The sequence below is a fragment of the Comamonas squillarum genome, from assembly GCF_025309455.1.
Classification (GTDB): Bacteria; Pseudomonadota; Gammaproteobacteria; order Burkholderiales; family Burkholderiaceae_C; genus Comamonas; species Comamonas squillarum.
In genome coordinates this window covers 3,113,972-3,138,371 of the sequence record NZ_CP104377.1, presented here as the reverse complement: position 1 = coordinate 3,138,371, position 24,400 = coordinate 3,113,972, and the positions used below count along the sequence as shown (strand labels likewise).

Sequence of the window (24,400 nt, the reverse complement as noted above, 5' to 3'; positions counted from 1 at the left end):
GCTCTGTGCAAAGTCCTCTGCTCCATTTCGTGTCTGAAGCAGGTCACTTTGCACAGCGTCTTTACCAGGCAGGCTCTGCACGCGCAGAGGCCTCCTGGGGCATATCGATTAGTATTCCTTTTGATCCGCAGCGGCACCCAGGCCATTGCACTCCTTCGGCATGAACCTCCCTTCCCGTCCACGACAACCCTCCCGGGCCGCCACAGCGCCCAACACCAACCAGGGCCCCAGCCTGTCCGCCCAGCTGCTGGCGGTGGCGCGCGCCTTGCAGGATGTGCGCCAGGGGCAATCTGCCCGCGCCGTGTTGGGCGGGGTAGAGCCCGCGCTGCGCGCCGGCGTGCAGGCCTTGCTGATGGATGTGCTGCGCGTGCTGGGCACCGCAGAAGCCGTGCGTGCCGAGCTGGCCCCGCGCAAGCCTGCCAGCGCGGTCGATGCCTTGCTGTGCACGGCGCTGGCCTTGCTGCTGCCCGAGGTGCCGCGCTACGACGCCTTCACCGTGGTGAACCAGGCGGTGGATGCGGCCAAGAAGCGCTCGGCCACCAAGTCGCAATCGGCCTTCATCAATGGCTGCCTGCGCAGTTTTTTGCGCGAGCGCGATGACCTGCTGCGCGCCGTGGCCCAGGAGCCGGTGGCGCAGTACAACCACCCGCAGTGGTGGCTGGGGCGCCTGCAAAAGGACTATCCGCAAGATTGGCAGGCCATTGTGGCGGCCAACAATGCGCAGGCGCCGATGGCCTTGCGCGTGAACCTGCAGCGCTGCAGCCGCGCCGATTACCTGGCGCTGCTGGATGAAGCGGGCATCGAGGCCGTGGTGGGCGTGGGCGAGGCCGGCCTGGTGCTGACGCGCGGCGTGCCGGTGGACCAGCTGCCGCAGTTTGCGCAGGGCTGGGTCTCGGTGCAGGACAGCGCCGCCCAGATGGCCGCGCCGCTGCTGCTCGATGGCTTGCAGCCGCACGATGGCCGCGCGCTGCATGTGCTCGATGCCTGCGCCGCGCCCGGCGGCAAGACCGCGCATCTGTTGGAAGCCGCCACGCCCCAGCGCCCCATCGACATGGTGGCGCTGGAGATCGATGCCAAGCGCGCCGAACGCATTGGCGATACCTTGGCGCGGCTGTCACTGCAGGCCGATGTGGTGGTGGCCAGCGGCAGCGAAGTGGCCAGCTGGCTGCCGGCGGTGCAAGCGCGCCACGGGTTGCAGCAATTTGATGCAATTTTGTTGGATGCGCCTTGCTCGGCCTCGGGCATCGTGCGCCGCCAGCCCGATGTGCGCTGGCTGCGCCGCGCCACCGACATCGCGCAGCTCGCCGCCATCCAGCGCCAGCTGCTCGAAGCCCTGTGGCCCCTGGTCGTGCCCGGCGGCCGGCTGCTGTACTGCACCTGCTCGGTCTTCCATGAAGAGGGCGAGGGCCAGGTGGCGCAGTTCCTCCGCCGCCACGCCGATGCCCAACGCCTGCCTGCGCCAGGGCATTTGTTGCCACAGTTGCGCGAGGCCGGTCACAATAGCCTGGGCAGCCTGGCGCGCGACCATGACGGTTTTTACTACGCGCTGCTGCACAAGCCGCTTCGTTGAGCCCGTCCGTATGCGATTGATCCACCATTTCCTCCTTGCGCTGATGCTGTGCTGTGCCGCAGCGGCACCGGCCATGGCGTCGGAGAATGAGAAAAAGGTCGAGCTGCAGCTGGTGCGCAATGCCGACGGTGCCTTTGCCACGGTGGCGCTGCAGTTTGCGCTGCCCGACCAGATCGAAGATGCCCTCAACAAAGGCGTGGCGCTGTACTTTGTGCAGGAGGCCGAGGTCATCTCCGAGCGCTGGTACTGGCGCGACAAGACCGTCAAGAAAACCGCCCGCTACCTGCGCGTGAGTTACCAGCCGCTGACCCGGCGCTGGCGCCTGCATGTCTCGAGCATGCCGCTGACCGACGCCGGCGCGGTGACCTCGCTGGGCCAGAGCTTTGACAGCCTCGAAGAAGTGATGCTCGTGGTCAAGCGCGTGCGCAACTGGAAGATCGCCAGCGCCGATGAGCTCGCAAGCGATGTGGACTACCTGGTCAAGTTCAGCTTCCGGCTCGACAGCAGCCAGCTGCCGCGTATCTTCCAGTTCGCGCCGTTCAGCAATGGCGGCCTGAACCTGCAGCTCAGAAGCCAGCTGCCGCTGCCCGAGGCGAGCGCGCCGTGAAAATCGAAAAGTCATCGTCGATGCGCGTGGCCTACACGCCCAGCCGTGCGCGCTGGTCGGTGATCGTTGGCCTGTCGGCGATGATCGGCATCGGCCTGGTGCTGCTCTTCCTGCTGTCTTTCGCCACCAACAACCGCGTGCTGTACGAGCGCTATTACGGCGTGCTGCTGGGCGTGAACATCGGCGTGGCCTGTGTGCTGAGCATGGTGGTGCTGTGGGGCGTAGTCATCCTGGTGCGGCGCCTTGTGGCTCGGCGCTTTGGCAGCAAGCTGCTGCTCAAGCTGGCTGCCACCTTTGCGCTGGTGGGCGTGCTGCCCGGCGTGGTGATCTATTTCGTCTCCTACCAGTTCGTCTCGCGCTCGATCGAGAGCTGGTTCGATGTCAAGGTCGAAGGCGCGCTGGACGCCGGGGTCAACCTCGCGCGCATCACGCTCGACACCACCTCCACGGCGATGGCCGAGCGCACCCGCACCGCCAGCAGCCAGCTGTCCCAGATATCGGATGCCGCATCGGGCCTCGTGCTCGAGCGCATCAAGGACCAGCTCGGCGCCGATGATGTGGTGCTGTGGTCGGCCAGCTCCCAGGCCATTGCCAGCACCGGCCAGTCGCGCTTTGTGCTCAACCCCGACAAGCCCTCGGCCGCCTTGCTGCGCACCGCCACCCAGCAGCAGCGCGCCTATCAGATCGATGGCCTCGAAGAGGTGTCCGACATCAACGGCGCCATCACCGGCGACCCGTCCAAGGTGCGCGTCAAAACCCTGGTGCAGGTCGCCAATGGCGATGTGGGGGTGATCCCCGACGGCCGCTTTTTGCAGGCCACCATGCCGCTGCCAGCGGCCTTGGTGGTCAACGCCCTCAAGGTGCAGGAGGCCAACCGCGAGTACCAGGAACGCGCGCTGGCGCGCGACGGCCTGCGCCGCATGTACATCGGCACGCTCACCTTGAGTCTGTTCCTGGCCGTTTTCGGCGCCGTGGTGCTGGCCGCCTTGCTGGGCAACCAGCTGGTGCGCCCGCTTTTGGTGCTGGCCGAAGGCGTGCGCGAGGTGGCATCGGGCAATCTGCGACCCAAACCGGTGCTGCCCAGCAAGGACGAGTTAAGCGGCCTGACCCGCTCGTTTGCCGAGATGACCCAGCAGCTGCTCGACGCGCGCCGTGCGGTCGAGCGCGGCATGCGCCAGACCGATGAGGCGCGGCAGAGCCTGCAGACCATTCTGGACAACCTTACCGCCGGCGTCATCGTGCTTGATGCCCAGGGCGTCATCCACTCCAGCAACCCCGGGGCCACCCGCATTCTGCGTGCGCCGCTGGCCGCCTTTGAAGGCCGCCCGCTGCGCGATCTGCCCGGCCTGCAGGCCTTTGCGCAAGAGGTGGACCGGCAGTTTGCCCGCCTGCACGATGTCACCGACGAGCACTACCTGGACCACTGGCAGCAGCCCTATGAGCTCCATGGCGACAGCCAGCTGCCCAACCAGAACAGCATCAACCTGGTGGCGCGCGGGGCCACCTTGCCCGACAACCGCCGCCTGCTGGTGTTTGACGACATCTCCGAAATCGTCTCGGCGCAGCGCGCCCAGGCCTGGGGCGAGGTGGCCAGGCGCCTGGCCCATGAGATCAAGAACCCGCTCACACCGATCCAGCTGTCGGCCGAGCGGCTGGAGATCAAGCTGGGCAACAAGCTCGAAGGCCAGGACCAGGCGATTTTGAAAAAGTCTGTCACCACCATCGTCGACCAGGTCGATGCGATGAAGCGCCTGGTCAACGAGTTCCGCGACTACGCCCGCCTGCCGGCCGCCGAGCTGCAGTCCATCGACCTCAATGCGCTGGTGATGGACGTGCTGCATTTATATGGCGCGGAAAATGCTGTGGTACCGGTGGAGGCGGAGCTGGACAGTGCGGCCCCACGTATCATGGGCGATGCGCAGCAGTTGCGGCAGGTCATCCATAACTTGCTGCAAAATGCGCAGGATGCAACGCAACAGGCCTGGGTGGGCAAGGAGGCATCAGCACCGGCGGTGCGGATCTCCACCCGGTTCAGTGGCAACAGCAAACGCGTGCGTTTGACAATTGCTGACTGCGGTTGCGGTTTTCCAGAACATATATTACAAAAGGCATTTGAGCCCTACGTGACGACCAAGCCCCGAGGTACCGGCCTGGGCCTGGCCGTCGTCAAAAAAATTGCGGACGAGCATGGCGCTCGCGTAGAAATCTCTAATCGAGTCGAGGGGGAAAAAATCTTAGGTGCCCAAGTGTCGTTATCATTCTCTATCGAAAAAGAGTTGATGATTTAAAATAACTCTCACACCTGCTGCACTGGATTTTCAAAAAATATGGCAAATATTCTGGTTGTCGATGACGAATTGGGAATTCGGGATCTCCTGTCGGAGATCTTGAACGATGAAGGCCACAGCGTGGACGTTGCGGAGAACGCCACACAGGCGCGCTTGGCCCGCAACGAAAGCGGCTACGACCTGGTGCTGCTCGACATCTGGATGCCCGACACCGATGGTGTGTCGCTGCTCAAAGAGTGGTCGATGACCGGCCTGCTCACGATGCCCGTGATCATGATGAGTGGCCACGCCACCATTGATACCGCCGTCGAAGCAACGCGCATTGGCGCGTTCTCTTTTTTGGAAAAGCCCATCACGATGCAAAAGCTGCTCAAGGCAGTAGAGCAGGGCTTGCAGCGCAATGTGCCCGCGCCCGCCGCAGCCCCGGCGGCTGCCGTTCCGGGCAAGGTGGTGCCAACTTTCACCCCCACAGGCTACAGCGCCCCGGTGGTTGCCACCGTGGCCACCGCAGCTGCAGCGGACGCCGCGCCCAATGCCCACCAGGGCTTTGATCTGGACCGGCCGCTGCGCGAGGCACGGGACGGCTTCGAGAAGGCCTACTTCGAATTTCACCTGGCGCGCGAAGGCGGCTCGATGACCCGCGTGGCCGAGAAGACCGGCCTGGAGCGCACCCACCTCTACCGCAAGCTGCGTCAGCTGGGCGTGGACCTGAGCCGCAATAAAAAGAACTGATTTCAGTTTTTTGAAAAAGCGCCCTTTTTTTCGGGCTATAATTCAACTCGTGGGCCCGGTAGCTCAGTTGGTAGAGCAGCGGATTGAAAATCCGCGTGTCCGTGGTTCGATTCCGCGCCAGGCCACCACAAAACAACAAGCCTCTGCACCAGTGATGGTGCAGAGGCTTTCTTGTATCTGCACATGCATCGCATGTGCAGCAATTCCCCCAAATTTCCGAACGGGCGCGCGGCGCAGGCTATAATGCTAGCTTGTGTTGGCCCGGTAGCTCAGTTGGTAGAGCAGCGGATTGAAAATCCGCGTGTCCGTGGTTCGATTCCGCGCCAGGCCACCAAACGCATTCCCAAGCCCATCCTCTGTGATGGGCTTTTGTGCGTCTGGTGCGGGCTCAGCGGCTGGGCGGCGCCGTGCCGGCAGCTCGGTCAAGCAGCACTTGCTTGAGCCCTGCCGGGTAGAGCGCCGGGCCGCCCGGGGCATCGAGCGCCGCCAGGTCAAACCAGCGCGCTGTGCACAGGGTGCCGCTGTCTTCGTGAAAGCAGATGTGGTCCAGGTGCGCAAAGGGCGCTGCATCAAACACGACATTGGCGATAAACAGCACCTCGTGGCCTACCGCCCCGTGGTGCGTGTAGAGGTTCTCCATCACGATGGGTGGTCCCTGGACTTGCGCTTCCACGCCCAGCTCTTCCAGGAACTCGCGTTGCAGCGCTGCCTGCCAGCGCTCGCCAAACTCCACGCCGCCGCCAAGGGGGCGCACCCCTGTCAGGCGGCCCGCATCATCCATGACCTCGGTCGCCAGCAATTGGCCATTGCGCCAGTGCAGGCCAAGGGCTTTGACTTTGATGTGCTGGGGTGGGCGCCATGGGGTGGTTGCCGTCATGCTTGCTTCTATAAAAGTAGGTTGTTAGTGGTGGCCGCTGCGTGCGCGCATACGCTCACACAGTTGCTGTATGACTCCGGTCACCAGCGCGTGGTCGGCTGGCTCCAACTCAGCAAGCCATTCACTGATCTGCATGGCTTGCTGATCAGGGGTGGCTGCGCGTTCGCTGACCAGGTCACTGATATGCACCTGCAGCGCTGCCGCGAGGCTCTCTAGCGTTTGCAGCGAGGGCGTTGATTTTCCGCATTCGAGGCGGTCAATGGCCTCGGGCTCGACCTGCAGGCGGTATGCCAAATCTGCTTGCGACCAGTTGCGTGATTGTCTGAGTTCTGCAATGCGATTTCCAACTCGCTTGGTGATGGACTCTCTCTTTTTCGCCATATTCGTTCAACTCCCATTCGCCCCACCTTCAAACGCAAGAAGAGAAGGGGGCAGGGCACGAGTTTCAGGAGTTCTTCAAATGCTGTCGTCACGAAATACGTGACAACAAACAGGCGCGTTGATGGCACAGTCCGGTGGAGTCAATGGGCGCTGCGTTCTGCTGCCGGACTAAGGTTTTTGTCTACTGTGCGATGCGAGGGTGCCGCGATGTCGATGATGAATACGCCCTCCATCAACCACCAGGTGAACGCAGCCGCTCACAAAGCTGCTGCACGATACCAGTGACAAAGGCGCGGTCCGCCGGCTCCAGATCAGAGAGCCAGGCGCTGATCCGCATGGCCTGGTCATCGGGGGCGGTGGAGCTGTGGGCGAGCAGATCGGCGATGCCCACGCGCAGTACCGAGGCAAGGCTTTCGAGCGTATGCAGTGAGGGCACGGAGGCCCCGCGTTCAAAGCGGCTGATGGTCTCGGGCTCCACCTGCAGGCGCTCTGCCAGTTGCGCCTGCGTCCATTGGCGCGACTTGCGCAGCTGGGCAATGCGCTGGCCCAGCAGTTGGGCCAGGGGCTTCTCGGCAAGCTTCTTATTGATCATATCTGTCTAGTTCAAATCCAACAGTTATGGTTGTGTGCCGGTGTGGAATGGGCCAGAATGCAATATGTGGAATCCAATGTAATTTCGCTATATATGGTGCGGCCGCCGGGCGCTGCCATGCGGCGATGCAGACCCGGATCCATGGCATCCGAGCATTCACACCACCCAACGAAAGGAAGTCAGCGCCATGCAGCAGGTCCGGCCGCAGAAGCGACATAGCCCAGCCGCCGATGGGAGGGCAGGCAGCGACGGTGCGATACAGACCGGCACCACCGCGGCAAGGCCTGCTCCCGGCGTGGCGGCGGCCCCCGTGCGCCGCCGGTGGGGCGCGATACAGATAGGCATTTGCGTGCTGTTCTTTGTGGAAGGTCTGTGGGGCCTGTACCTGGTGGGCTGGCCGGCGCTGAGCCTGTGCGTTCTGGGGGCGATGTACATGGCCAAGGTGGCCAGGCGCCATGGGGCGCCGCAAGGCAGCGGTAAGCGCTAAGCCCTCCACGCCCTCCGAATGAGGCGGTTGTTGGCACTGGGCATCACCAACCACAGCGATGGCGGCAGGAAAAAAGGCATGCGGACATGCTGCTCTGTGTATAAGACATGTCAACAAATCTAATTTCAGCCGCCCATGTAATATTTTGCAAGGCCAAGGGGCTACGATGGTTACAGATGACTACATCACCATCCCCACCGCCTGACCGGCCTGATAAGCCGCTCCAGGATCTGCTGCCGCCAGATCTGTGGAAGCTGCTGGCCAGGCATGACATCACCACGCTGGCCCAGGTCGACGCACTGTATCCGGCCAAGCTGCTGAAAATCCACTACCTGGGGCCCGTGCGTTTTCGGCAGATCGAGGCGCTGCTTTTCCCCGGGCGGCGCTATGAGGTGCCTGTGCTGGCACCGATCGAGACAGAAGATCTGGATGGCACCTCGCTAGAAGGCCTGGTGTCCCGGCGCGTATTGATCACCCTGCGCCGGCATGGCATCAAGACCGTGCAGCAGCTGGTCGCGGCCTATCCCCGGCGCCTGGTGGAGATAACGGGCTTTGGTATCAAGGCGCTGCGCGAAGTGGAGGCCACGTTTTTTGATGGGCAGCGCTTTGAGCCGATGAAATCAAGAAAAACCATAAGTAACACAATTAAGCAAAGATGATTATGATTTCATAAATATGGCAAATGGTTCAGAGATCCACCCCTCCACTTCACTAGACGGGAAGCTGCCTGCGCCATTGGTACGGATTCTGGTGCACCACGGCATTGATACGGTCGAGGCGGTGCGCAAGGCCTACCCGCTGGGGCTGCTCGCGATCAAGGGCATTGGTCTGCTGCGGCTGCGCAAGATCGAAAAGGCCTTTTTGCCTGGCCAGTCCTATGTTCCCATGCACTCGAGGCCCAAGCTGCCCTTTGTCTCCGGCTCTTGCCTCAATGGCTCGCTGCCCGTGGCCATTGTCCGGGCACTGGCGCGCGGTGACATCACCACCCCCGAGCAACTGCGCCAGGCCTACCCGCATGAACTGCTCAAGATCCGCTCGCTGGGCGAGGGCTCGCTGCGCGAGATTGAACGGGTCTACTTCCCAGGCCAGCGCTACGTGCCGCCAGGCAACGGAAAAATCCGCTAATCGGGCGGTTGTCCATGTTGTCCTATCCGTAGCTAGGTGCATCGGATTTGGTTATGCGGTGCCAGGGGTGCCGCAGGCGCCGCCCGTAATATTCACGGAAGACTTTCAAAATATTCCACCCGCCACCAGCGGGGATATTCTGACGGATTATGTGGGTGTGATAGGCCAAACCTATACGGCCGCCCCGTCATGGCTCACAGGCTGCAATGGGCTGATGTCATCGGCAGACCAGCCGGTTGCGGGAGCGGATGGCCAGACGGCCAGCTGTGGCACCCAGGAGGCCTGGAATGTCACCCAGCAGTTGGCACAGGCGCTTGGCGCCTTCAAGGGCCAGGCCGCCCCCGCGACCAATTTCGCCGTGTCGGCCTATACCTCCAACAATCCTGGCGCGGGCAATGTGGAGTTTGAAACGGCGACGCCCCTGACGCTGCCGATCCCCAGCCGCTTCATCGCCGTGGGTATAGACGTGGCGGCCGCCAACTGCTACCGGGCCAGCGCACCACAGTTGCAGTTCGCTTTGCTCGATGACGGCACCCCAGTTGCTGCCGGTGGTCAGATCAAGGGATGTGGCGGCACGTTGCAGGACATGCCAGCGCTGGGCGCTGCTGGCGCCGCGACGGCGGGGCAAGGTGCACGGGTGGGCACCTATACCAGTGGCGGTGTACTGGTCAACAGCGCCTCGGTCGGCATCCGCATGACCAATGCCAATGGCAGTGGCGGCGGTAATGACCATGCCTTTGACAATATCCAGTTGCTGGACGTCAGCCCGACCCTGGACAAATCGTTCAGCCCGGCGACCCAGCCAGTAGGCGGCGTGAGCGTGCTGACCTTCACGGTCACCAATACGACGGAGCTGGGCGCCAAGGCCGGCTGGTCGTTTACCGACAACCTGCCTGCAGGCCTGGTGGTAGCGCCCACACCTGCAACCGCCACGACCTGCCCCAGCGGCGTCGTGACGGCAGCAGCCGGTGCCACCAGCATCGATGTGACCGGCAATCTGGCCGATGCGATGGAGTCCTGCACGGTGTCCGTCAGCGTCACATCTGCCACTGCTGGCGCCTATGCCAATGGGCCTGACAACATTGAATCGGCGGGCTTGAACCCACCGCAGGTGTCCACCGTGACCTTCACTGCGCCCAGCACGCCATCCACCCCAACACCGGTTCCCACCAATGCACCTTGGGGCGTGCTGCTGCTGTCGGCCTTGGTCGCAGGCTTTGCCAGCCTGCGCGCCGCTCGCAACCGCGCCTGATCTGGCGCGCTGCGCAAGCGCTGCACCGGGTTAGGTCCCGCCACCAAGGCACAAGGCCTGGGTTCAGCACCATGCCGAACCCAGGCCTTTTTTTGATAGCGGGGCGCTGTACCACTGTCAGTGGCACGCGCTGCCATCATCTCAGCGGCGTTGCGTGCGTCGCAGCACCAGCATGCCCATCAGCGCCATCGCCACGGCCATCAGCAGCAGCTTGATGGTGTCCAGTGCTGGCACTGCCGCTGGTACCGCAGGCGCTGTGCGCACCAGCGTGTTGACGAAGGAGGCCGTGTTGCCATTGGCTGCGGTGACCAGCGTCACCGGCGCGGGCAGGCTGGTACTCCAGGTGTAGCCCGCCGGCGCATCGGGCATGGTGGGCGCTTCGCTCACCGTGCAGCTGGCGCCCTGGGGCACGTTGGTGATGGCGATGGCCCCTGCGTTGCTCCCGCTCAAGCCCACTGCCGTTGTGAAGCTGCCGTCTGCACCGCAGTTGGCGGTAAAGCTGAAGCTGCCGCTGATACCCGCTGCCGGGCCGCCGGCCACGGTCTTGCTGATCGTGATGTCGGTGTTGGCACGCGCCAAGGTGTTGACCAGCTGCGCGCTATTGGCCGCTGGCGGTGCTGCCATCGCCACGGAAACACTGGGCGCAGGGTCTTCCACCCAGAGATGGTTGGCGGGCGGTGTGGGGCGTGTGCCCTCGGTCACCACGCAGCTGCCGCTGGCGATCACCGGCGTGATGGAGACGCTGCCCGTGGTGGCCGTGTCCAGCGTGATCGAGGTGTTGATTGCTGGCGCGACCACGCCGTCGCTGCCGGTGCAGACCACCGAGACGGGAAAGCTGCTGCCCGTCAGATCCACGGGCGTGATGTTGGCGGGCCAGACCACCTGCTTGGAGATGGCAAGCTGCGCGGCATGGCAGGCGAGGCTTGCGGTGGCTGGCGTATTGACCTGGCCGGTGGGCGAGACAAAGTCGGTACCCGGCGTGATGGTGTTGGTCACCGATGGGGTGCTGATGCATGCCTGGCGGCCGGCATCGGTGTTGGGCCATTGCACGGGCACGGTGATGGTGCAACCGCCGCCAGGAATGCCAAAGCCGCTATCGCTGATGATGTTCGAGCCCGGCACCGCACTGAAGTTATTGGCCGTGCAGGTGTTGCTCACGGCGCCCGTTGCCACCACCAGGGGGGCAGGCAGGGTGTCGCTCAGCGTCACGTTGCCGATGGCCTGCGGCGTGCTGTTGGACAGCGTGATCGTCAGCTGCGTGGTGTTGTCACTGCCACCCAGAAAGAGGTCCGCTTTATCAAAGCGCTTGCTGACCTTGGGCAGGCCGCAGGCGCCGCTTTCCGAGGTAGCGGCATTGAGGAAGGCGGGCGCGACCTTGCTTTGGTTGGTGGTCCAGGGTGGGCCGTAGAAAATCGAGATGTCGACCACGGCAAACACGCAAGCGCCTCGGCCGGCATTGGATTGCACGGTGGGAATCAGCAGCCCATAGACATTGTCCGTTGGCGTTGTGCCTGCCGATGGCAGCGCTCCGGCAACGTACAGCGCGTTGTTGGCCGGCACGTTGTTGATGTAGGTGATGTAGCCGCCCTGCAAAGGGTTCAGTGCCGTGAACGAGCCGGCATAGGGCGAATTCGTGTTCAACGGGAAAGCGCCATATGCATTGACAGTGGTGCCCAAGCTAAACGTGGACTGGGTGCCGGCATTGAGCGTATCCACCATTCGCTGGGCATTTTGGGCGTTGCGGTTCTCGCAGCAGCCATCGACAAAGAAGACGATGGAGTTGGCCCAGCGATTGGCCACCGCCGTCTGCAGCACGGCCCAGTTGCTCGGGTCAACCGCCCGGTAGGTGCTCGCCACAATCACGATGTCATAGGCTGAGCCAGACGCGGCGGTAAAGGTTGCCGCAGAGATCGCATTGGCGTTGCCCAGCACGGACCTGCGTGTCAGTTGGCCAGAGCTGGGCAGCGCATTGGTAAATTCATTCTCAAGATTTTGGTAGGCCTCGATGGCATCCCCGTCTTCAGGATTGGGACCTGCGGGATCCGAGTTGGTGGTCAGCAGCAAAACCTGTTGTGCCAGCGCATGCTGCGCGCCGAAGCTCAACAAAAAAGCTGCCAGCAGCAGCCTGAAAAACATCAATGGATTGGTCATGTCTCTTCCCATGGAATCTGCTCAGCCACAAAACGCAGCACATAGCCTCATCTGGCAATGTAACCAGTAGATGATATATGTATCAATATGAATCATAAACCAGGCGTGTGATGGCCCTTGCAGGCACTCGACAAAGCCATGCATGGACCTTCAATCCAGGTCATAAATTGATTAATTAAATGGGAATGTACTGTCTATTGATGATTGGGCGTGTATGTTTTTTGCCCGACTGCAGCGCGAATGCAGCAAACAATTGTCAGCCCATAGGCAGCCTTCACTGCCGCCTGCCTGCTTTCTTGATTGCTATCAAAAGTGGAGCGTTTTAAGGTTGGGTGCGCCCATCACACTCTGGCTGCCCAGACCCCGGCCGGGCTGCTGGCCCATGGGCCACAGCGATGGGGCTGGCGCAGCGCCTTAAAACTCCAGGTTATCGATCAGCCGCGTGCTGCCCAGGCGTGCCGCGCCCAGCGCCACCAGCGGCGCGCTGGCCAGCTCGCCTTCGGCGGGCGCCAGCAGGTTGTGGCGCTGGCGCACGGTCAGGTAATCGGGCTCCCAGCCCAGGGCCCGCAACGACTGCATGGCCTGGGTTTCGAGCTCCGGCAGGTTGGCGGGCGCGTTGCGGGCGGCAGCGGCCAGCGCCTTCAATGCTTGGGACAGGGCCATGGCCTGCTGGCGCTCGGCCGCGCTCAGGTAGCCATTGCGCGAGCTCAGTGCCAGGCCGTCGTCGGCGCGCGCGGTGGGGCAGCCGATGATCTCGATGGGCAGCGCAAACTGCGCCACCATGCGGCGGATGACCATCAGCTGCTGGTAGTCCTTCCAGCCAAAAATGGCCGCGCCCCCGCCGGTGCTGGCAAATACGCAGCTGAACAGCTTCATCACGACGGTGCAGACCCCGGTGAAAAAGCCGGGGCGGAACTCGCCTTCCAGAATGTCGGCCAGTGCTGGGTCGGGCTGCACCTTGAACAGCTGGGGCTCGGGGTACAGGTCCTTCTCGCGCGGGGCAAACAGGATGTCGCAGCCGGCCGCCTGCAACTGGGCGCAGTCGCCCTCCCAGGTGCGGGGGTAGCTGTCGAAATCCTCGGTCGGCAGGAACTGCAGGCGGTTGACGAAGATGCTGGCCACCGTCACCGCGCCATGGCGTTTGGCCTCATGCACCAGCGAGATATGGCCTGCATGCAGATTGCCCATGGTGGGCACAAAGGCGGGCCGGCCGCGCTCGGCCAGGGCTTGTCGAAGTTCTGCGATGGTGTGGGTGACTTGCATGGTGGGCATGGGCGTTGCCAGCGGTGGTGCAGGGAGCGCAGAGCATAGCAGCACGCCGATGGGCTTTGTATAGGGCTATTAGAACCTGTTCTAAGTCTCTACGCAGCCGCGTTGGAGTGCAATCGGGATGAGTTCGAAGGGATGGAACGCAGCTTGCACCGGAGTGCAAGCAAGGGCCAGCGCGCAGAAATCGCCCGATTTCACCCCAACCCGTAGGGACAGTGGCTTTGCGCTGCCCGGGAAGGGGCGCCCTGCGAGGGCCGCCCGGGCAGGGGCGGTCTGCGTCGTTGCAAATCCTCGCAATAGCTGGGCTATTGCTGCGGTGTTGCGCGGCTGGGCGTCCCCCTCGCATCCCATCCCGCAAAGACACTGTCGCGGCGCGAGGAGACTTTGAACAGGTTCTTAAGGGGTTATGGTTTGCCCGCGGTCGCGGCATGCGCTTGCCCTATAATTTTCCGGTCGCGGCGCGCAAAGACCGTTTACCGGTGCTTGCAGCGCATGCCTGGGTCCACCGACTCCGTGTCAGGCCAGTCGTATTGAGGCCTCTGTTCCCGCAAGGGTGCAGAGGCTTTTCCCTTTTTATACCGGCGCCTTGTCTGCCTTGTGCGCAGACCTGGCCGCCTTGCTTTTTTGGTCCGATTCCCGCGTCGGATCTGGTCTTTATGTCATCTGCATCCGCCATCCTGGGCATTGATTTCGGCACCTCCAATTCGGCCATGGCGTTCAAGCCCGACCTGGCCGCGCCCGGCCCCTCGACGCTGTTGCAGGCCGAGGGCGCCGCGCAAGCCATGCCGACAGCCGTATTCTTCAACACCGAGGACCACAGCACCCACTATGGGCGCGACGCCGTCTCGCGCTATCTGGAAGGCACTGAAGGGCGGCTGATGCGCTCGCTCAAAAGCATGCTGGGCAGCGCGCTGATGCAGGAGAAAACGGTGGTGCACGGCAAGCTGGTGGCCTACCAGGACATCGTGGCGCTGTTTGTGCAGCAGCTGGCCGCTACGGCCGAGCGCCAGATGGGCCATCTGCCCAGCACCGTCGTCATGGGCCGGCCGGTGCATTTTGTTGACGAGGACGCGGGGCGTGACCAGGCGGCGCAAACGGCCTTGCAGCATGCCGCGCAGGCAGCAGGCTTCAAGGATGTGCGCTTCCAGCTGGAGCCGATTGCCGCAGCGCTGGACTATGAGCAGCGCATTGCCAATGAGGCGCTGGTGCTGGTGGTCGACATCGGCGGCGGTACCTCGGACTTCACCGTGGTGCGCCTGGGCCCCGAGCGCCGCAACAAGCCCGAGCGCAGCAGCGATATTCTGGCCACCACCGGTGTACACATTGGCGGCACCGATTTTGACCGGCGCCTGAGCCTGATGGCGGCCATGCCGCTGTTGGGCCTGCAGCATGTGGGGCCCAGCGGGCGCGAGGTGCCCAGCGCGGTCTTCCATGACCTCTCCACCTGGCACCTGATCCAGTGGCTGTACAGCCCGCAGCGCCAGCGCGAGGTGCAGGCGCTGCGCAGCAGCTACAGCGATACGGCCCTGCATGACCGGCTGGTGCGGCTCTTGCAAGAGCACTGGGGCCACCGCCTGGCCAATGCGGTCGAGGAAACCAAGATCGGCCTGTCCAACCACCAGCGCGTGCAAAAGCTCGAAGTCGATTGGCTGGAGCCGGGCCTGAGCCCCGAGGTCTGGCCCGACGATCTGCAGCAATGCCTGCAGGCCTTGCTGGCCCAGGTGGCGCAGTGCGCGCTCGATTGTGTGCAGGCTGCGGGCCTGCAGCAGGGGCAGATCGATGCGATCTACCTGACCGGCGGTTCATCTGCCTTGCAGCCGCTGCGCGCGGCGCTGGCGCAGGCTTTTCCCGATACCCCGCAGGTCGAGGGTGATCTGTTCGGCGGTGTGGCGGCGGGTCTGGTGCACGGCCAGGCGCTTTAAAGGTTGAAGGTCGCCTGAAGGGCGATCAGTCGTCGGCTTGCTCGGCATCGCGCTTCCAGGCCAGCGCCGTGTCGTACAGCGCATTGCGTGGCGCGCCGGTGATGTCGGCGGCCAGCTTGACGGCGGTCTTGGTCGGCAGCTCGGCCAGCAGCAGGGCCAGCACGCGGTGGGCATCGGCCAGGCCATCGGTTTGCACTGCTTGCGGGTGCAGCAGCAGTGCAAACTCGCCCTTGCTGCGGTGCGGGTCGGCCGCCAGCCAGCCGGGCACATCGGCCGCAGCCATGGTGGCAATGTCTTCAAACTGCTTGGTCAGCTCGCGGCCCAAGGTCACGGGCCGGTCCTGCAGCACCGCCAGCGCCTGGGCCAGATCGGCAATGCGGTGGGGCGCCTCCAGCAGCACGAGGGTGCGCGAGTCTTGCGCCAGTTGGGCGACGGCCTGCTGGCGCTCCTGCGCCTTGGTGGGCAGAAAACCGATAAATGCAAAGCCGCTGCTGGCGCCTTCACCGGCCACCGCACCGGCAGCGCTGACCAGCGCGGTCACGCTGCTGGCGCCGGGCAGGGGGCTCACGCGCAGGCCGGCGCGCGCCACGGCCGCCGCCAGGCGTGCGCCCGGGTCGCTGACGCCGGGCGTGCCGGCATCGCTCACATAGGCAATGCGCTGGCCTTGCTGCAGGCGGTGGATGACCTGCTCGGCCGCCTCGGCCTCGTTGTGTTGGTGCAGCGCAATCAGCTGGCCGCCCGACTTGCCAACGCCATAGGCGCGTAGCATGCTGTGGGTGTGGCGGGTGTCCTCGCAGGCGACGGCATCGGCCAGCTCCAGCACATGCAGCGCGCGCAGGGTGATGTCGGCCAGGTTGCCGATGGGCGTGGCCACCACATACAGGGTGGAGGCAGGGTAGTGCTGGGTGCCGGCGGCAGCCTGGGCTGCTTGCAAAGCGGAGGTGAAAGATGCAGACACCGTGGAAGATCCTTGAAAAATGGCGCGGCCAGGGCCCGTCTGCTGCATCGCCCGGCGCCACCAGCGAAGGGGCAGACAACAGCAAGCTGCGTGGCCAGCAGGCAGAAGATGCCGCGCTCCATTATCTCCAACAACAGGGGCTGCGCCTTTTGGCGCGCAATTACCGCACGCCCGGGCGCGGCGGCGGCGAGATCGATCTAGTGATGCAGGAGCGCGATGGTACCGTCGTGTTTGTCGAGGTGCGCCAGCGCCAGCACAGCGGCTTTGGCGGTGCGGGCGGCAGCATTGGCAGCAGCAAGCAGCGGCGCATTATCCTCGCCGCCCGCCACTACCTGGCCAGCCTGCGCCAGCAGCCGGCCTGCCGCTTCGATGCGGTGCTGGTCGAGCAGGAGATCGTCTGGCTGCGGGCGGCCTTTGATGTGCCAGAAGGGGGCTAGGGCCCTCTGCAAAATTCGCTGCTTGGTCTGAACGCGGGCTCGTGCGATTCGCGCCCATCCCATGGGGCGAGGGTGGTGCAAAGGGCCCTGAAGCGCGCAGTTGCTGGGCTTTGCATGCGCATGGAGACTGAGAAAAGTCATCATCCCGACCCAAGGGGGAAACCGGCCAAGGTTATCATCGGGCCTCCATGCTTGAGCAACACATCCAACAGCACTTTATCGATAGCGCCGATCTCCACTACCAGGTGTCACAGGAGATGAGCGAAAGCGTCGCCAGCGCGGTCTACGCGCTGCTCGCCTGTGTGACCAGCGGCAACAAGGTGATGTGTTGCGGCAATGGCCTGTCCTGGGCGCAGGCGGCGCAATTTGCCGCCATGTGCGTCAGCGGCATGGAGCGCGAGCGCCCCGAGCTGGCGGCCCTGGTGCTCGACAACGATGCACTGGCGCAGGCCCAGCTGGGCAGCAGCCTCACGCCCGAAGGCCTGCCGCAGGCGCTGGCGCGCCAGGTGCGAACTTTGGGCCAGCCTGGCGATCTACTGCTGGTCATCAGTGCCGATGGCCATGACAGGGCCCTGTTGGGTGCGATCGAGGCGGCGCATGAGCGCGACATGTCGGCCGTGGTGCTGACCGGTCGCACCGGCGGCCTGCTGGCCAATGCCTTGAGCGAAACCGATGTACTGATGCGCGTGCCGCATGACCGCAGCACCCGCGTGCGCGAGGTGCACCAGCTGGTGCTGCACTGTCTGATTGACGGAATCGATACCCAATTGTTAGGAGAAGAGGAATGATGCCTGTGTCTTGGAAGCGATTGACCCTGTGTCTGGTGGCGACCGGCGCCGTCGCTGGGGCCGTGTCCGGCTGCGTTCCGCTGGTGATCGGCGGCGCTGCCGTCGGCGGCACGGTGATGGCGATCGACCGCCGCACCGCCGGCATCCAGGTGGAGGACGAGAGCATTGAGATGCGCGTGGCCAGCGCCATCCGCGAGCGTGCCGGCAATGACGGGCATATCAATGTCACCAGCTACAACCGCCAGGTGCTGCTGACCGGTGAGGCGCCCAACGAGGCCTTCAAGCAAAAGGCCGAAGAGGCCGCCAAAACCGCGCAGAATGTGCGCTCCGTCGTCAACGACGTGGGCGTGATGTTCAACTCCAGCCTGTCGCAGCGTTCGACCGATACCCTCATCACCGGCAAGGTGCGCGCGAGCATCATCGACGCCAAGGACCTGAGCTCCAGCGCCATCAAGGTGGTGACCGAGCGCAATGTGGTCTACCTGATGGGCCGGGTGACCGAGCGCGAATCCAAGCGTGCGGCCGAAATCGCACGGGGCGTGGCCAATGTGCAAAAGGTGGTGCGCGTGTTCGAGGTGATCAGCGAGGAAGAGCTCAAGTCGCTCAGCAACAACCGCAGCACCGGCAATGCCGCCCCGGTTGTCAACGACAGCAGCGCATCGGCCATCACCACCCAGCCTGCGACCGTGGTGCCCGCGCCTGCCGCCGCACCGGCAGCGCCGGTGTCAACGGGCGTGACCACCTCGCCGGTCAACACCACGCCGGTGCAACCGCTCAATGATGGTTTCACGACCAAGCCCTGATCTGCACAGATCCTCCAGCAAAAAGGCCGCATCAGCGGCCTTTTTGCATAGGGTGATCCGTATCAGGCCTTCTTGCCCAGGCGGGTGATCAGGCTGGACGTATCCCAGCGGTTGCCGCCCGATTGCTGCACATCGGCATAGAACTGGTCGACCAGGGCCGTGAGCGGCAGGCGCGAGCCGTTGCGCTTGGCCTCGTCGAGCACCAGGCCCAGGTCCTTGCGCATCCAGTCCACGGCAAAGCCAAAGTCGAACTTGCCCTCGACCATGGTCTTGCCCCGGTTTTCCATCTGCCAGCTTTGCGCTGCGCCCTTGCTCACCACGTCCAGCACCTGGGGCATGTCCAGGCCGGCATTCATGCCAAAGGCAATCGCCTCGGACAGGCCTTGCACGACACCGGCGATGCAGATCTGGTTGACCATCTTGGCCAGCTGGCCCGCACCGCTGCTGCCCAGCAAGGTGAAGGCGCGCGAGAAAGCCATGGCCACCGGCTTGACGGTGTTGAACACGGCCTCATCGCCACCGCACATGACGGTGAGCTGGCCGTTGACGGCCCCGGCCTGGCCGCCGGAGACGGGCGCATCGATAAAGTGCAGGCCCTGGGCCTGGGCCGCGGCATAAAGTTCACGGGCCACATTGGCCGAGGCGGTGGTGTGGTCGACAAAGATGGCGCCGGGCTTCATGCCGGCCAGCGCGCCATCGGCGCCCAATACGACCGAGCGCAGGTCATCGTCATTGCCCACGCAGCAGAACACGATATCGGCGCCGGCAACGGCCTCGCGCGGCGTGGCCGCATGGCGGGGCGCCTTGGAGCTGGCAAATTCGTCGCACCAGCCTTGCGCCTTTTGCGCGGTGCGGTTGTAGACGGTGACCGCGTGCCCGGCCTGGGCCAGGTGGCCCGCCATGGGGTAGCCCATGACGCCCAGGCCCAAAAAGGCGACGTTCAGGGAAGGGGTGCTGTCATAGCTGCGTGCTTGAATACTCGATGCCATTGCGGTGACTCCAAAAAGAGCGGCACCCAAGGCGGGCCTGGGTGCCGTGTCGCTGAAAACCCAAAACGCTGACAGCTTAAACGATTGTCAGGTGCTCCGTGCCCTCGGCCAGGTCACTGCGCTTGGCGCGCTGGCTGCCCAGCTTGATCTGCAGGCGCAGGTCGTTGACCGAGTCGGCGTTGCGCAGCGCGTCTTCGTAGGTGATCATGTTGGCCTCGTAGAGGTCAAACAGCGCCTGGTCAAAGGTCTGCATGCCCAGGTTGCGGCTTTTCTTCATGATCTCCTTGATCTCGCCCACTTCGCCCTTGAAGATCATGTCGGAGATCAGCGGCGAGTTGAGCATTACCTCGACGGCGGCGACGCGGCCCTTGCTGTCCTGCTTGCTCAAAAGGCGCTGCGACACCAGGCCGCGCAGGTTGAGCGACAGGTCCATCAGCAGCTGCGCGCGGCGCTCTTCGGGGAAGAAGTTGATGATCCGGTCGAGCGCCTGGTTGGCGCTGTTGGCGTGCAGGGTGGCCAGGCACAGGTGACCGGTTTCGGCAAAGGCCACCGCGTGCTCCATGGTTTCGCGGTCGCGGATTTCGCCCATCAGGATGACGTCGGGCGCCTGGCGCAAGGTGTTTTTCAGCGCCGCTTCCCAGTTGTCGGTGTCCAGGCCCACTTCGCGCTGGGTCACGATGCAGTTCTTGTGCGGGTGGACAAATTCCACCGGGTCTTCGACGGTGATGATGTGGCCGTAGGAGTTTTCGTTGCGCCAGTCGACCATCGCCGCCAAGGTGGTGGACTTGCCCGAGCCGGTGGCGCCCACCATGATGCACAGGCCGCGCTTGGTCATCGCCAGGTCCTTGAGCACCTGGGGCACGCCCAGGCCGTCAATCGTTGGCAGGGTCAATGGAATGGTCCGCAGTACCAGACCCACATGGCCTTGCTGCATGAAGGCATTGACCCGGAAGCGCCCGATGCCCGAGGGCGAGATCGCGAAATTGCATTCCTTGGTCTTTTCGAACTCGGCGACCTGCTTGTCGCTCATGATCGAGCGGGCCAGCGTCAGCGAGTGGGTGGGCGACAGCGGCTGGCTGGAGACCTTGGTGACCTTGCCATCGATCTTGATGGCCGGCGGAAAGTCAGCGGTGATGAACAAATCGCTGCCATTGCGCTGCACCATCAGCTTCAACAGGTCGTTGATGAACTTACTGGCCTGATCCCGTTCCATGACAATCCTCTCTGCGCTCCGTTATTGTTGCGGATGCAGCAGAAGCGCCCTGGGAACGGCCGCCCTGAGGGGCTCAGGGTTCGATCCGGGCGCTGGTCTGCCGCAGCCGCGTGGAGAGTTTGCGCGTGAACAGGGCCAGCAAATAGGCGGCCGTGGACGCGTCCAACTCCATCATGGCATCCAGTGTATCGGCCTTCAGCACGGCCAGTGCACAGTCGGTGGTGGTGGTGCACGAAGAAAAACGCGGACTGCTGTCAAACAGAGACATTTCGCCCAGCACTTCGCCGGGGTGGGTGTCGGCCAGGTGCACGCTCTGGCCATTGGCGAGTTGCCGATCGACCCGCACCTGGCCGCTCAGCACGATCAGCAGGTAGTCGCCCAGCTCGCCTTGCTGGATCAGGGTTTGCCCGGCCGGCACCTGGTAGAACTCCAGGTACTGCACCATCTGGTCGATAAAGGGCGATTGCAGCATGGACAGCGCCGCATCCTGGGCCCAGACCATGCGCAGCGCGGTGGCCGGGTCGGCCGGGGCCAGCAGCTGGGCGTGGATGGCCTTGCGGCGCTGGCTCCAGAGCACATAGGGGGCCTCCGACGTGCTGGCCTGCTGGAAACCATGGAGGAAGAAGCCGGTGTCTGCCTCGGCGGCATCGTCTGCCGGGGATGCGGAATGCAAGCGGTTCATGGCCCAGGGTCTCCTTTGATCCCGCAAAGCATAAAGGGCACCCGCGGTACTGGCAATGACCGCTGGTGCCCTTCGTGCAACCGTTTGTCAGTTGCTGTTTGTCTAGGCTCTTAACCTGGGAAGTTTTCTGGCGTCTTCGCCTTGGCGCGGGCCTCGGCCGGGCTGATCACATTGCGGCGCACCAGGTCGGTCAGGTTCTGGTCCAGCGTCTGCATGCCCATGCTGTTGCTTGTCTGGATGGTGGAGTACATCTGCGCGACCTTGGCCTCACGGATCAGGTTGCGGATGGCGGGCGTGCCCAGCATGATCTCGTGGGCGGCCACGCGGCCCTGGCCGTCCTTGGTCTTGCACAGCGTCTGGGAGATCACAGCCTGCAGCGATTCGGACAGCATCGCGCGGACCATTTCCTTTTCTTCGGCGGGGAAGACGTCGATGATCCGGTCAATGGTCTTGGCGGCGCTGGAGGTGTGCAGGGTGCCGAACACCAAGTGGCCGGTTTCTGCGGCCGTCATCGCCAGGCGGATGGTTTCGAGGTCACGCATTTCGCCCACCAGGATCGCGTCCGGGTCTTCACGCAGCGCCGAGCGCAGCGCTGCGCTGAACGACAGCGTCTGCGGGCCCACTTCGCGCTGGTTGATCAGGCATTTCTTGGATTCGTGCACGAATTCGATCGGGTCTTCCACCGTCAGGATGTGGCCGTATTCGTTTTCGTTGAGGTAGTTGACCATGGCCGCCAAGGTGGTGGACTTGCCCGAGCCGGTCGGCCCGGTCACCAGCACCAGGCCGCGCGGCTTGAGCGACAGGTCGGCAAAGATCTTGGGGGCGTTGAGCTGCTCGAGGGTCAGGATCTTGCTCGGAATGGTCCGGAACACGGCGCCCGAGCCACGGTTCTGGTTGAAGGCATTGACACGGAAACGGGCCAGGCCTTCGATCTCGAACGAGAAGTCGACCTCGAGAAACTCTTCATACTGCTTGCGCTGGGCATCGCTCATGATGTCGTAGACCATCGCATGGACCTGTTTGTGGTCCAGCGGATCGACATTGATGCGGCGCACATCGCCATGGACCCGGATCATCGGCGGCAGGCCTGCAGACAGGTGCAAGTCCGACGCTTTATTTTTGACACTGAATGCCAGCAATTGGGTGATATCCACTGCAGTTCCCTCGTTGTTTTGGTACGCTTTGCGTGCAAGGCCTCGTTGTCAACCAGTTCCAAGGCCGTGCATATTTTTACATTATGAGCACGATTCCCGAAAAAATTCAGCAGGTTCGCCTGCAAATCGACAACGCCTGTCGTGCCAGCGGCCGGCCCGAGGGCAGCGTGCAGCTGCTGGCCGTCTCCAAGACCTTTGGCGTGGACGCCATTGCCGAGGCGGCCGAAACCGGCCAGCGCGCCTTTGGCGAAAACTACATCCAGGAAGCGGTCGAGAAGATCCGCTATTTTGCCGAGCATGACAGCTGGAAGGACCAGGGCCTCATCTGGCACTGCATTGGCCCGATCCAGAGCAACAAGACGCGCCTGGTGGCCGAGCACTTTGACTGGGTGCATACGGTGGACCGGCTCAAGACGGCCGAGCGCCTCTCCGCCCAGCGGCCCGCGCAGCTGGCACCGCTGCAGGTCTGCATCCAGCTCAATGTTGATGGCGGCATCACCAAGTCGGGCGTCGCGCCGGCCGAAGCTGCGGCGCTGGTGCAGCAGATTGCGCAGATGCCCCAGCTGCAGCTGCGCGGCGTGATGAGCATCCCCGATGTGCTGCCCGACTTTGCCGCCCAGCTGGCCGTGCACCAGCGCGTCAAGGCCGTGTTCGATGACATCGCCGCACTGGGCCTGCCGCAGCTGGCGCAGTGGGACACCATCTCGCTGGGCATGACGGCCGATCTGCAGGCCGCCGTCGAGGCCGGCTCGACGATGGTGCGTGTGGGCAGCGGCATCTTTGGCCAGCGCGACTACGGCAGCGCCCACTGAAGGGCCCCCTCTGCCAACCCGCCAGCCCCGCAGCAGCGCTTGAAGCTGCGTGCTAAGCTGGCCCCCGATTGTTCTGTGTACCCCTCAAATAGACAGGAGACCCCCATGCCAGGATTGCTACCCGACGTTGACCCCGATGGCCTGTTGGAGTTTTCGGTGGTCTACACCGACCGCGCGCTCAACCACATGTCGCACCGCTTTATCGGTGTGATGGGCGAGGTGCTGCGCATCCTCAAGACCACCTACCACGCACACACGGCCGTGATCGTGCCGGGCAGCGGCACCTTTGGCATGGAGGCTGTCGCCCGCCAGTTTGCCAACCGCGCCAAGGTGCTGATCGTGCGCAATGGCTGGTTCAGCTACCGCTGGACGCAGATTTTCGACGAAGGCGGCCTGGGCGGCAGTGCGGTGATCTGCAAGGCCCGCCCCCAGGGCACGGGCCCGCAAGATGCCTGGGCCCCATGCCCGGCCGAAGAAGTAGCCGCCGCCATCCGCAAGGAAAAGCCCCAGGTGGTGTTTGCCCCGCATGTCGAGACGGCCAGCGGCATTGTGCTGCCCGACGACTACATCCAGACCATCAGTGCCGCGGCGCATGAGGTCGGCGCGCTGATGGTGCTCGACTGCGTGGCCAGCGGCGCGATCTGGGTGGACATGCAAAAGACAGGCGTCGATGTGCTGATCACCGCGCCGCAAAAGGGCTGGAGCGGCCCGCCTTGCTGCGCGATGGTGATGCTGTCCGAGCGTGCGCGCAAGGCCATCGAAGATACCAAGAGCAGCAGCTTCTCTTGCGACCTGAAGAAGTGGATGCAGATTGCCGAAGGCTACGAAAAGGGCCAGCATGCCTACCACGCGACCATGCCCACCGATTCGCTGGTGCAGCTGAGCAAGGTGATGCAGGAGGCCGAGGCCTATGGCCTGGACAAGCTGCGCAAGGAACAGACCCAGCTGGGCAAGGAAGTGCGCGCACTGCTCAAGGCGCGCGGCTTTCCGAGCGTGGCGGCGCCAGGTTTTGAGGCGCCCGGCGTGGTCGTCAGCTTCACCACCGACCCCGAGATCCAGAACAGCAAGAAGTTCGCCAGCGTGGGCCTGCAGACCGCCGCTGGCGTGCCGCTGATGTGCGACGAAGGGCCGGAGTTCAAGACCTTCCGCATCGGCCTGTTTGGCCTCGACAAATGGCATAACGTCGATCGCACCGTGGGCCATCTGCGCCAGGCGCTCGATGGTTTGGGTATCAAGGGTTAACTTGTGTTTTTAACGTGTTCTGCGCCTGCTATCCGGGTGCAGAATGCTGGTTTTTCTGAAGAACATTGG

At 63.7% G+C, this 24,400-nt stretch carries 23 protein-coding genes, 2 tRNA genes and 1 pseudogene; 16 read left to right on the top strand and 10 right to left on the bottom strand.

Translation table 11 applies throughout. From position 1 onward, the window contains the following. Window positions 1-160: 160 nt before the first annotated feature. The 6 genes from rsmB to N4T19_RS14505 all read left to right on the top strand — a co-directional run bounded on the left by rsmB (window position 161) and on the right by N4T19_RS14505 (window position 5,531). A complete protein-coding gene (gene rsmB / locus N4T19_RS14530; RefSeq protein WP_182343965.1) occupies window positions 161-1,570 on the top strand; it encodes a 16S rRNA (cytosine(967)-C(5))-methyltransferase RsmB in 1,410 nt (469 codons plus the stop codon). A gap of 10 nt (window positions 1,571-1,580) precedes the next feature. After that, window positions 1,581-2,177, top strand: coding sequence for a DUF4390 domain-containing protein (locus N4T19_RS14525; RefSeq protein WP_165841254.1), 597 nt, complete (start codon window positions 1,581-1,583; stop codon window positions 2,175-2,177). Between the two features lie 20 nt (window positions 2,178-2,197). Next, on the top strand, window positions 2,198-4,465 hold the full coding sequence (locus N4T19_RS14520) for a sensor histidine kinase (protein WP_260720305.1): 2,268 nt from the start codon (window positions 2,198-2,200) through the stop codon (window positions 4,463-4,465). Window positions 4,466-4,504: 39 nt separating this feature from the next. Beyond that, window positions 4,505-5,197 carry a response regulator gene (locus tag N4T19_RS14515; RefSeq protein WP_182343962.1) on the top strand — a complete coding sequence of 231 codons (693 nt, stop codon included), beginning with the start codon at window positions 4,505-4,507 and terminating at the stop codon, window positions 5,195-5,197. 52 nt (window positions 5,198-5,249) lie between these two features. After that, window positions 5,250-5,325, top strand: a tRNA-Phe gene (locus N4T19_RS14510). Between the two features lie 130 nt (window positions 5,326-5,455). Beyond that, window positions 5,456-5,531 (top strand) — tRNA-Phe (locus N4T19_RS14505). A 54-nt stretch (window positions 5,532-5,585) separates the two neighbouring features. Here the strand turns inward: N4T19_RS14505 and N4T19_RS14500 are convergent. The 3 genes from N4T19_RS14500 to N4T19_RS14490 all read right to left on the bottom strand — a co-directional run bounded on the left by N4T19_RS14500 (window position 5,586) and on the right by N4T19_RS14490 (window position 7,047). Then, window positions 5,586-6,074, bottom strand: coding sequence for an NUDIX hydrolase (locus N4T19_RS14500; protein ID WP_260718394.1), 489 nt, complete (start codon window positions 6,072-6,074; stop codon window positions 5,586-5,588). A 24-nt stretch (window positions 6,075-6,098) separates the two neighbouring features. After that, a complete protein-coding gene (locus N4T19_RS14495; protein ID WP_260718392.1) occupies window positions 6,099-6,455 on the bottom strand; it encodes a helix-turn-helix domain-containing protein in 357 nt (118 codons plus the stop codon). A 232-nt stretch (window positions 6,456-6,687) separates the two neighbouring features. Then, window positions 6,688-7,047, bottom strand: coding sequence for a helix-turn-helix domain-containing protein (locus tag N4T19_RS14490; protein WP_260718390.1), 360 nt, complete (start codon window positions 7,045-7,047; stop codon window positions 6,688-6,690). A gap of 349 nt (window positions 7,048-7,396) precedes the next feature. On the opposite strand from N4T19_RS14490, the gene N4T19_RS14485 reads away from it, so the two are divergent. The 4 genes from N4T19_RS14485 to N4T19_RS14470 all read left to right on the top strand — a co-directional run bounded on the left by N4T19_RS14485 (window position 7,397) and on the right by N4T19_RS14470 (window position 9,911). Further along, entirely contained in the window at window positions 7,397-7,534 is a 138-nt protein-coding gene (locus tag N4T19_RS14485) for a hypothetical protein (protein WP_165841255.1), read from the top strand. A gap of 107 nt (window positions 7,535-7,641) precedes the next feature. After that, on the top strand, window positions 7,642-8,193 hold the full coding sequence (locus N4T19_RS14480; RefSeq protein ID WP_116927803.1) for a DNA-directed RNA polymerase subunit alpha C-terminal domain-containing protein: 552 nt from the start codon (window positions 7,642-7,644) through the stop codon (window positions 8,191-8,193). A gap of 16 nt (window positions 8,194-8,209) precedes the next feature. Next, window positions 8,210-8,659: a helix-hairpin-helix domain-containing protein gene (locus N4T19_RS14475; protein WP_260718388.1), complete on the top strand. Its 450-nt coding sequence runs from the start codon at window positions 8,210-8,212 to the stop codon at window positions 8,657-8,659. 214 nt (window positions 8,660-8,873) lie between these two features. Beyond that, on the top strand, window positions 8,874-9,911 hold the full coding sequence (locus N4T19_RS14470) for a DUF7933 domain-containing protein (RefSeq protein ID WP_260718386.1): 1,038 nt from the start codon (window positions 8,874-8,876) through the stop codon (window positions 9,909-9,911). Window positions 9,912-10,052: 141 nt separating this feature from the next. On the opposite strand, the gene N4T19_RS14465 is transcribed toward N4T19_RS14470, so the two are convergent. Both N4T19_RS14465 and panC read right to left on the bottom strand, forming a co-directional pair. Further along, window positions 10,053-12,062 carry a DUF5979 domain-containing protein gene (locus N4T19_RS14465; protein ID WP_260718384.1) on the bottom strand — a complete coding sequence of 670 codons (2,010 nt, stop codon included), beginning with the start codon at window positions 12,060-12,062 and terminating at the stop codon, window positions 10,053-10,055. Window positions 12,063-12,476: 414 nt separating this feature from the next. Then, window positions 12,477-13,325 carry a pantoate--beta-alanine ligase gene (panC, locus tag N4T19_RS14460; RefSeq protein WP_260718382.1) on the bottom strand — a complete coding sequence of 283 codons (849 nt, stop codon included), beginning with the start codon at window positions 13,323-13,325 and terminating at the stop codon, window positions 12,477-12,479. A 662-nt stretch (window positions 13,326-13,987) separates the two neighbouring features. On the opposite strand from panC, the gene N4T19_RS14455 reads away from it, so the two are divergent. After that, window positions 13,988-15,253, top strand: a complete 1,266-nt coding sequence (locus tag N4T19_RS14455; RefSeq protein WP_260718380.1) for an Hsp70 family protein — start codon at window positions 13,988-13,990, stop codon at window positions 15,251-15,253. 25 nt (window positions 15,254-15,278) lie between these two features. Here N4T19_RS14455 and rsmI read toward each other — a convergent pair whose 3' ends face one another. Beyond that, window positions 15,279-16,211: a 16S rRNA (cytidine(1402)-2'-O)-methyltransferase gene (rsmI, locus tag N4T19_RS14450; protein ID WP_260718378.1), complete on the bottom strand. Its 933-nt coding sequence runs from the start codon at window positions 16,209-16,211 to the stop codon at window positions 15,279-15,281. Here rsmI and N4T19_RS14445 point away from each other — a divergent pair. From N4T19_RS14445 to N4T19_RS14435, 3 genes and pseudogenes are all read left to right on the top strand, one after another. After that, window positions 16,202-16,648: a YraN family protein gene (locus tag N4T19_RS14445; RefSeq protein WP_116927666.1), complete on the top strand. Its 447-nt coding sequence runs from the start codon at window positions 16,202-16,204 to the stop codon at window positions 16,646-16,648. The genes rsmI and N4T19_RS14445 overlap by 10 nt on opposite strands. 188 nt (window positions 16,649-16,836) lie before the next feature. Beyond that, window positions 16,837-17,436 (top strand): SIS domain-containing protein, encoded by a 600-nt coding sequence (locus N4T19_RS14440; RefSeq protein ID WP_116927665.1) that lies wholly within the window; start codon window positions 16,837-16,839, stop codon window positions 17,434-17,436. Further along, window positions 17,436-18,095, top strand: a pseudogene (locus N4T19_RS14435) (BON domain-containing protein); the annotation flags it as partial. The gene N4T19_RS14440 and the pseudogene N4T19_RS14435, both read left to right, overlap by 1 nt. Window positions 18,096-18,301: 206 nt before the next feature. Here the strand turns inward: N4T19_RS14435 and N4T19_RS14430 are convergent. From N4T19_RS14430 to N4T19_RS14415, 4 genes are all read right to left on the bottom strand, one after another. After that, complete coding sequence (locus N4T19_RS14430; RefSeq protein ID WP_021027360.1) at window positions 18,302-19,228, bottom strand: NAD(P)-dependent oxidoreductase; 927 nt, start codon at window positions 19,226-19,228, stop codon at window positions 18,302-18,304. 76 nt (window positions 19,229-19,304) lie between these two features. Next, window positions 19,305-20,441, bottom strand: coding sequence for a PilT/PilU family type 4a pilus ATPase (locus N4T19_RS14425; protein ID WP_116927663.1), 1,137 nt, complete (start codon window positions 20,439-20,441; stop codon window positions 19,305-19,307). A 73-nt stretch (window positions 20,442-20,514) separates the two neighbouring features. After that, entirely contained in the window at window positions 20,515-21,123 is a 609-nt protein-coding gene (locus N4T19_RS14420) for a cyclic nucleotide-binding domain-containing protein (RefSeq protein ID WP_116927662.1), read from the bottom strand. 110 nt (window positions 21,124-21,233) lie between these two features. Beyond that, entirely contained in the window at window positions 21,234-22,277 is a 1,044-nt protein-coding gene (locus N4T19_RS14415) for a type IV pilus twitching motility protein PilT (protein ID WP_021027363.1), read from the bottom strand. An 83-nt stretch (window positions 22,278-22,360) separates the two neighbouring features. Here N4T19_RS14415 and N4T19_RS14410 point away from each other — a divergent pair, with 83 nt between their 5' ends. Further along, window positions 22,361-23,089, top strand: coding sequence for a YggS family pyridoxal phosphate-dependent enzyme (locus N4T19_RS14410; RefSeq protein ID WP_182343914.1), 729 nt, complete (start codon window positions 22,361-22,363; stop codon window positions 23,087-23,089). A 105-nt stretch (window positions 23,090-23,194) separates the two neighbouring features. Further along, complete coding sequence (locus N4T19_RS14405; RefSeq protein ID WP_116927661.1) at window positions 23,195-24,331, top strand: pyridoxal-phosphate-dependent aminotransferase family protein; 1,137 nt, start codon at window positions 23,195-23,197, stop codon at window positions 24,329-24,331. The last annotated feature ends 69 nt before the right edge of the window (window positions 24,332-24,400 follow it).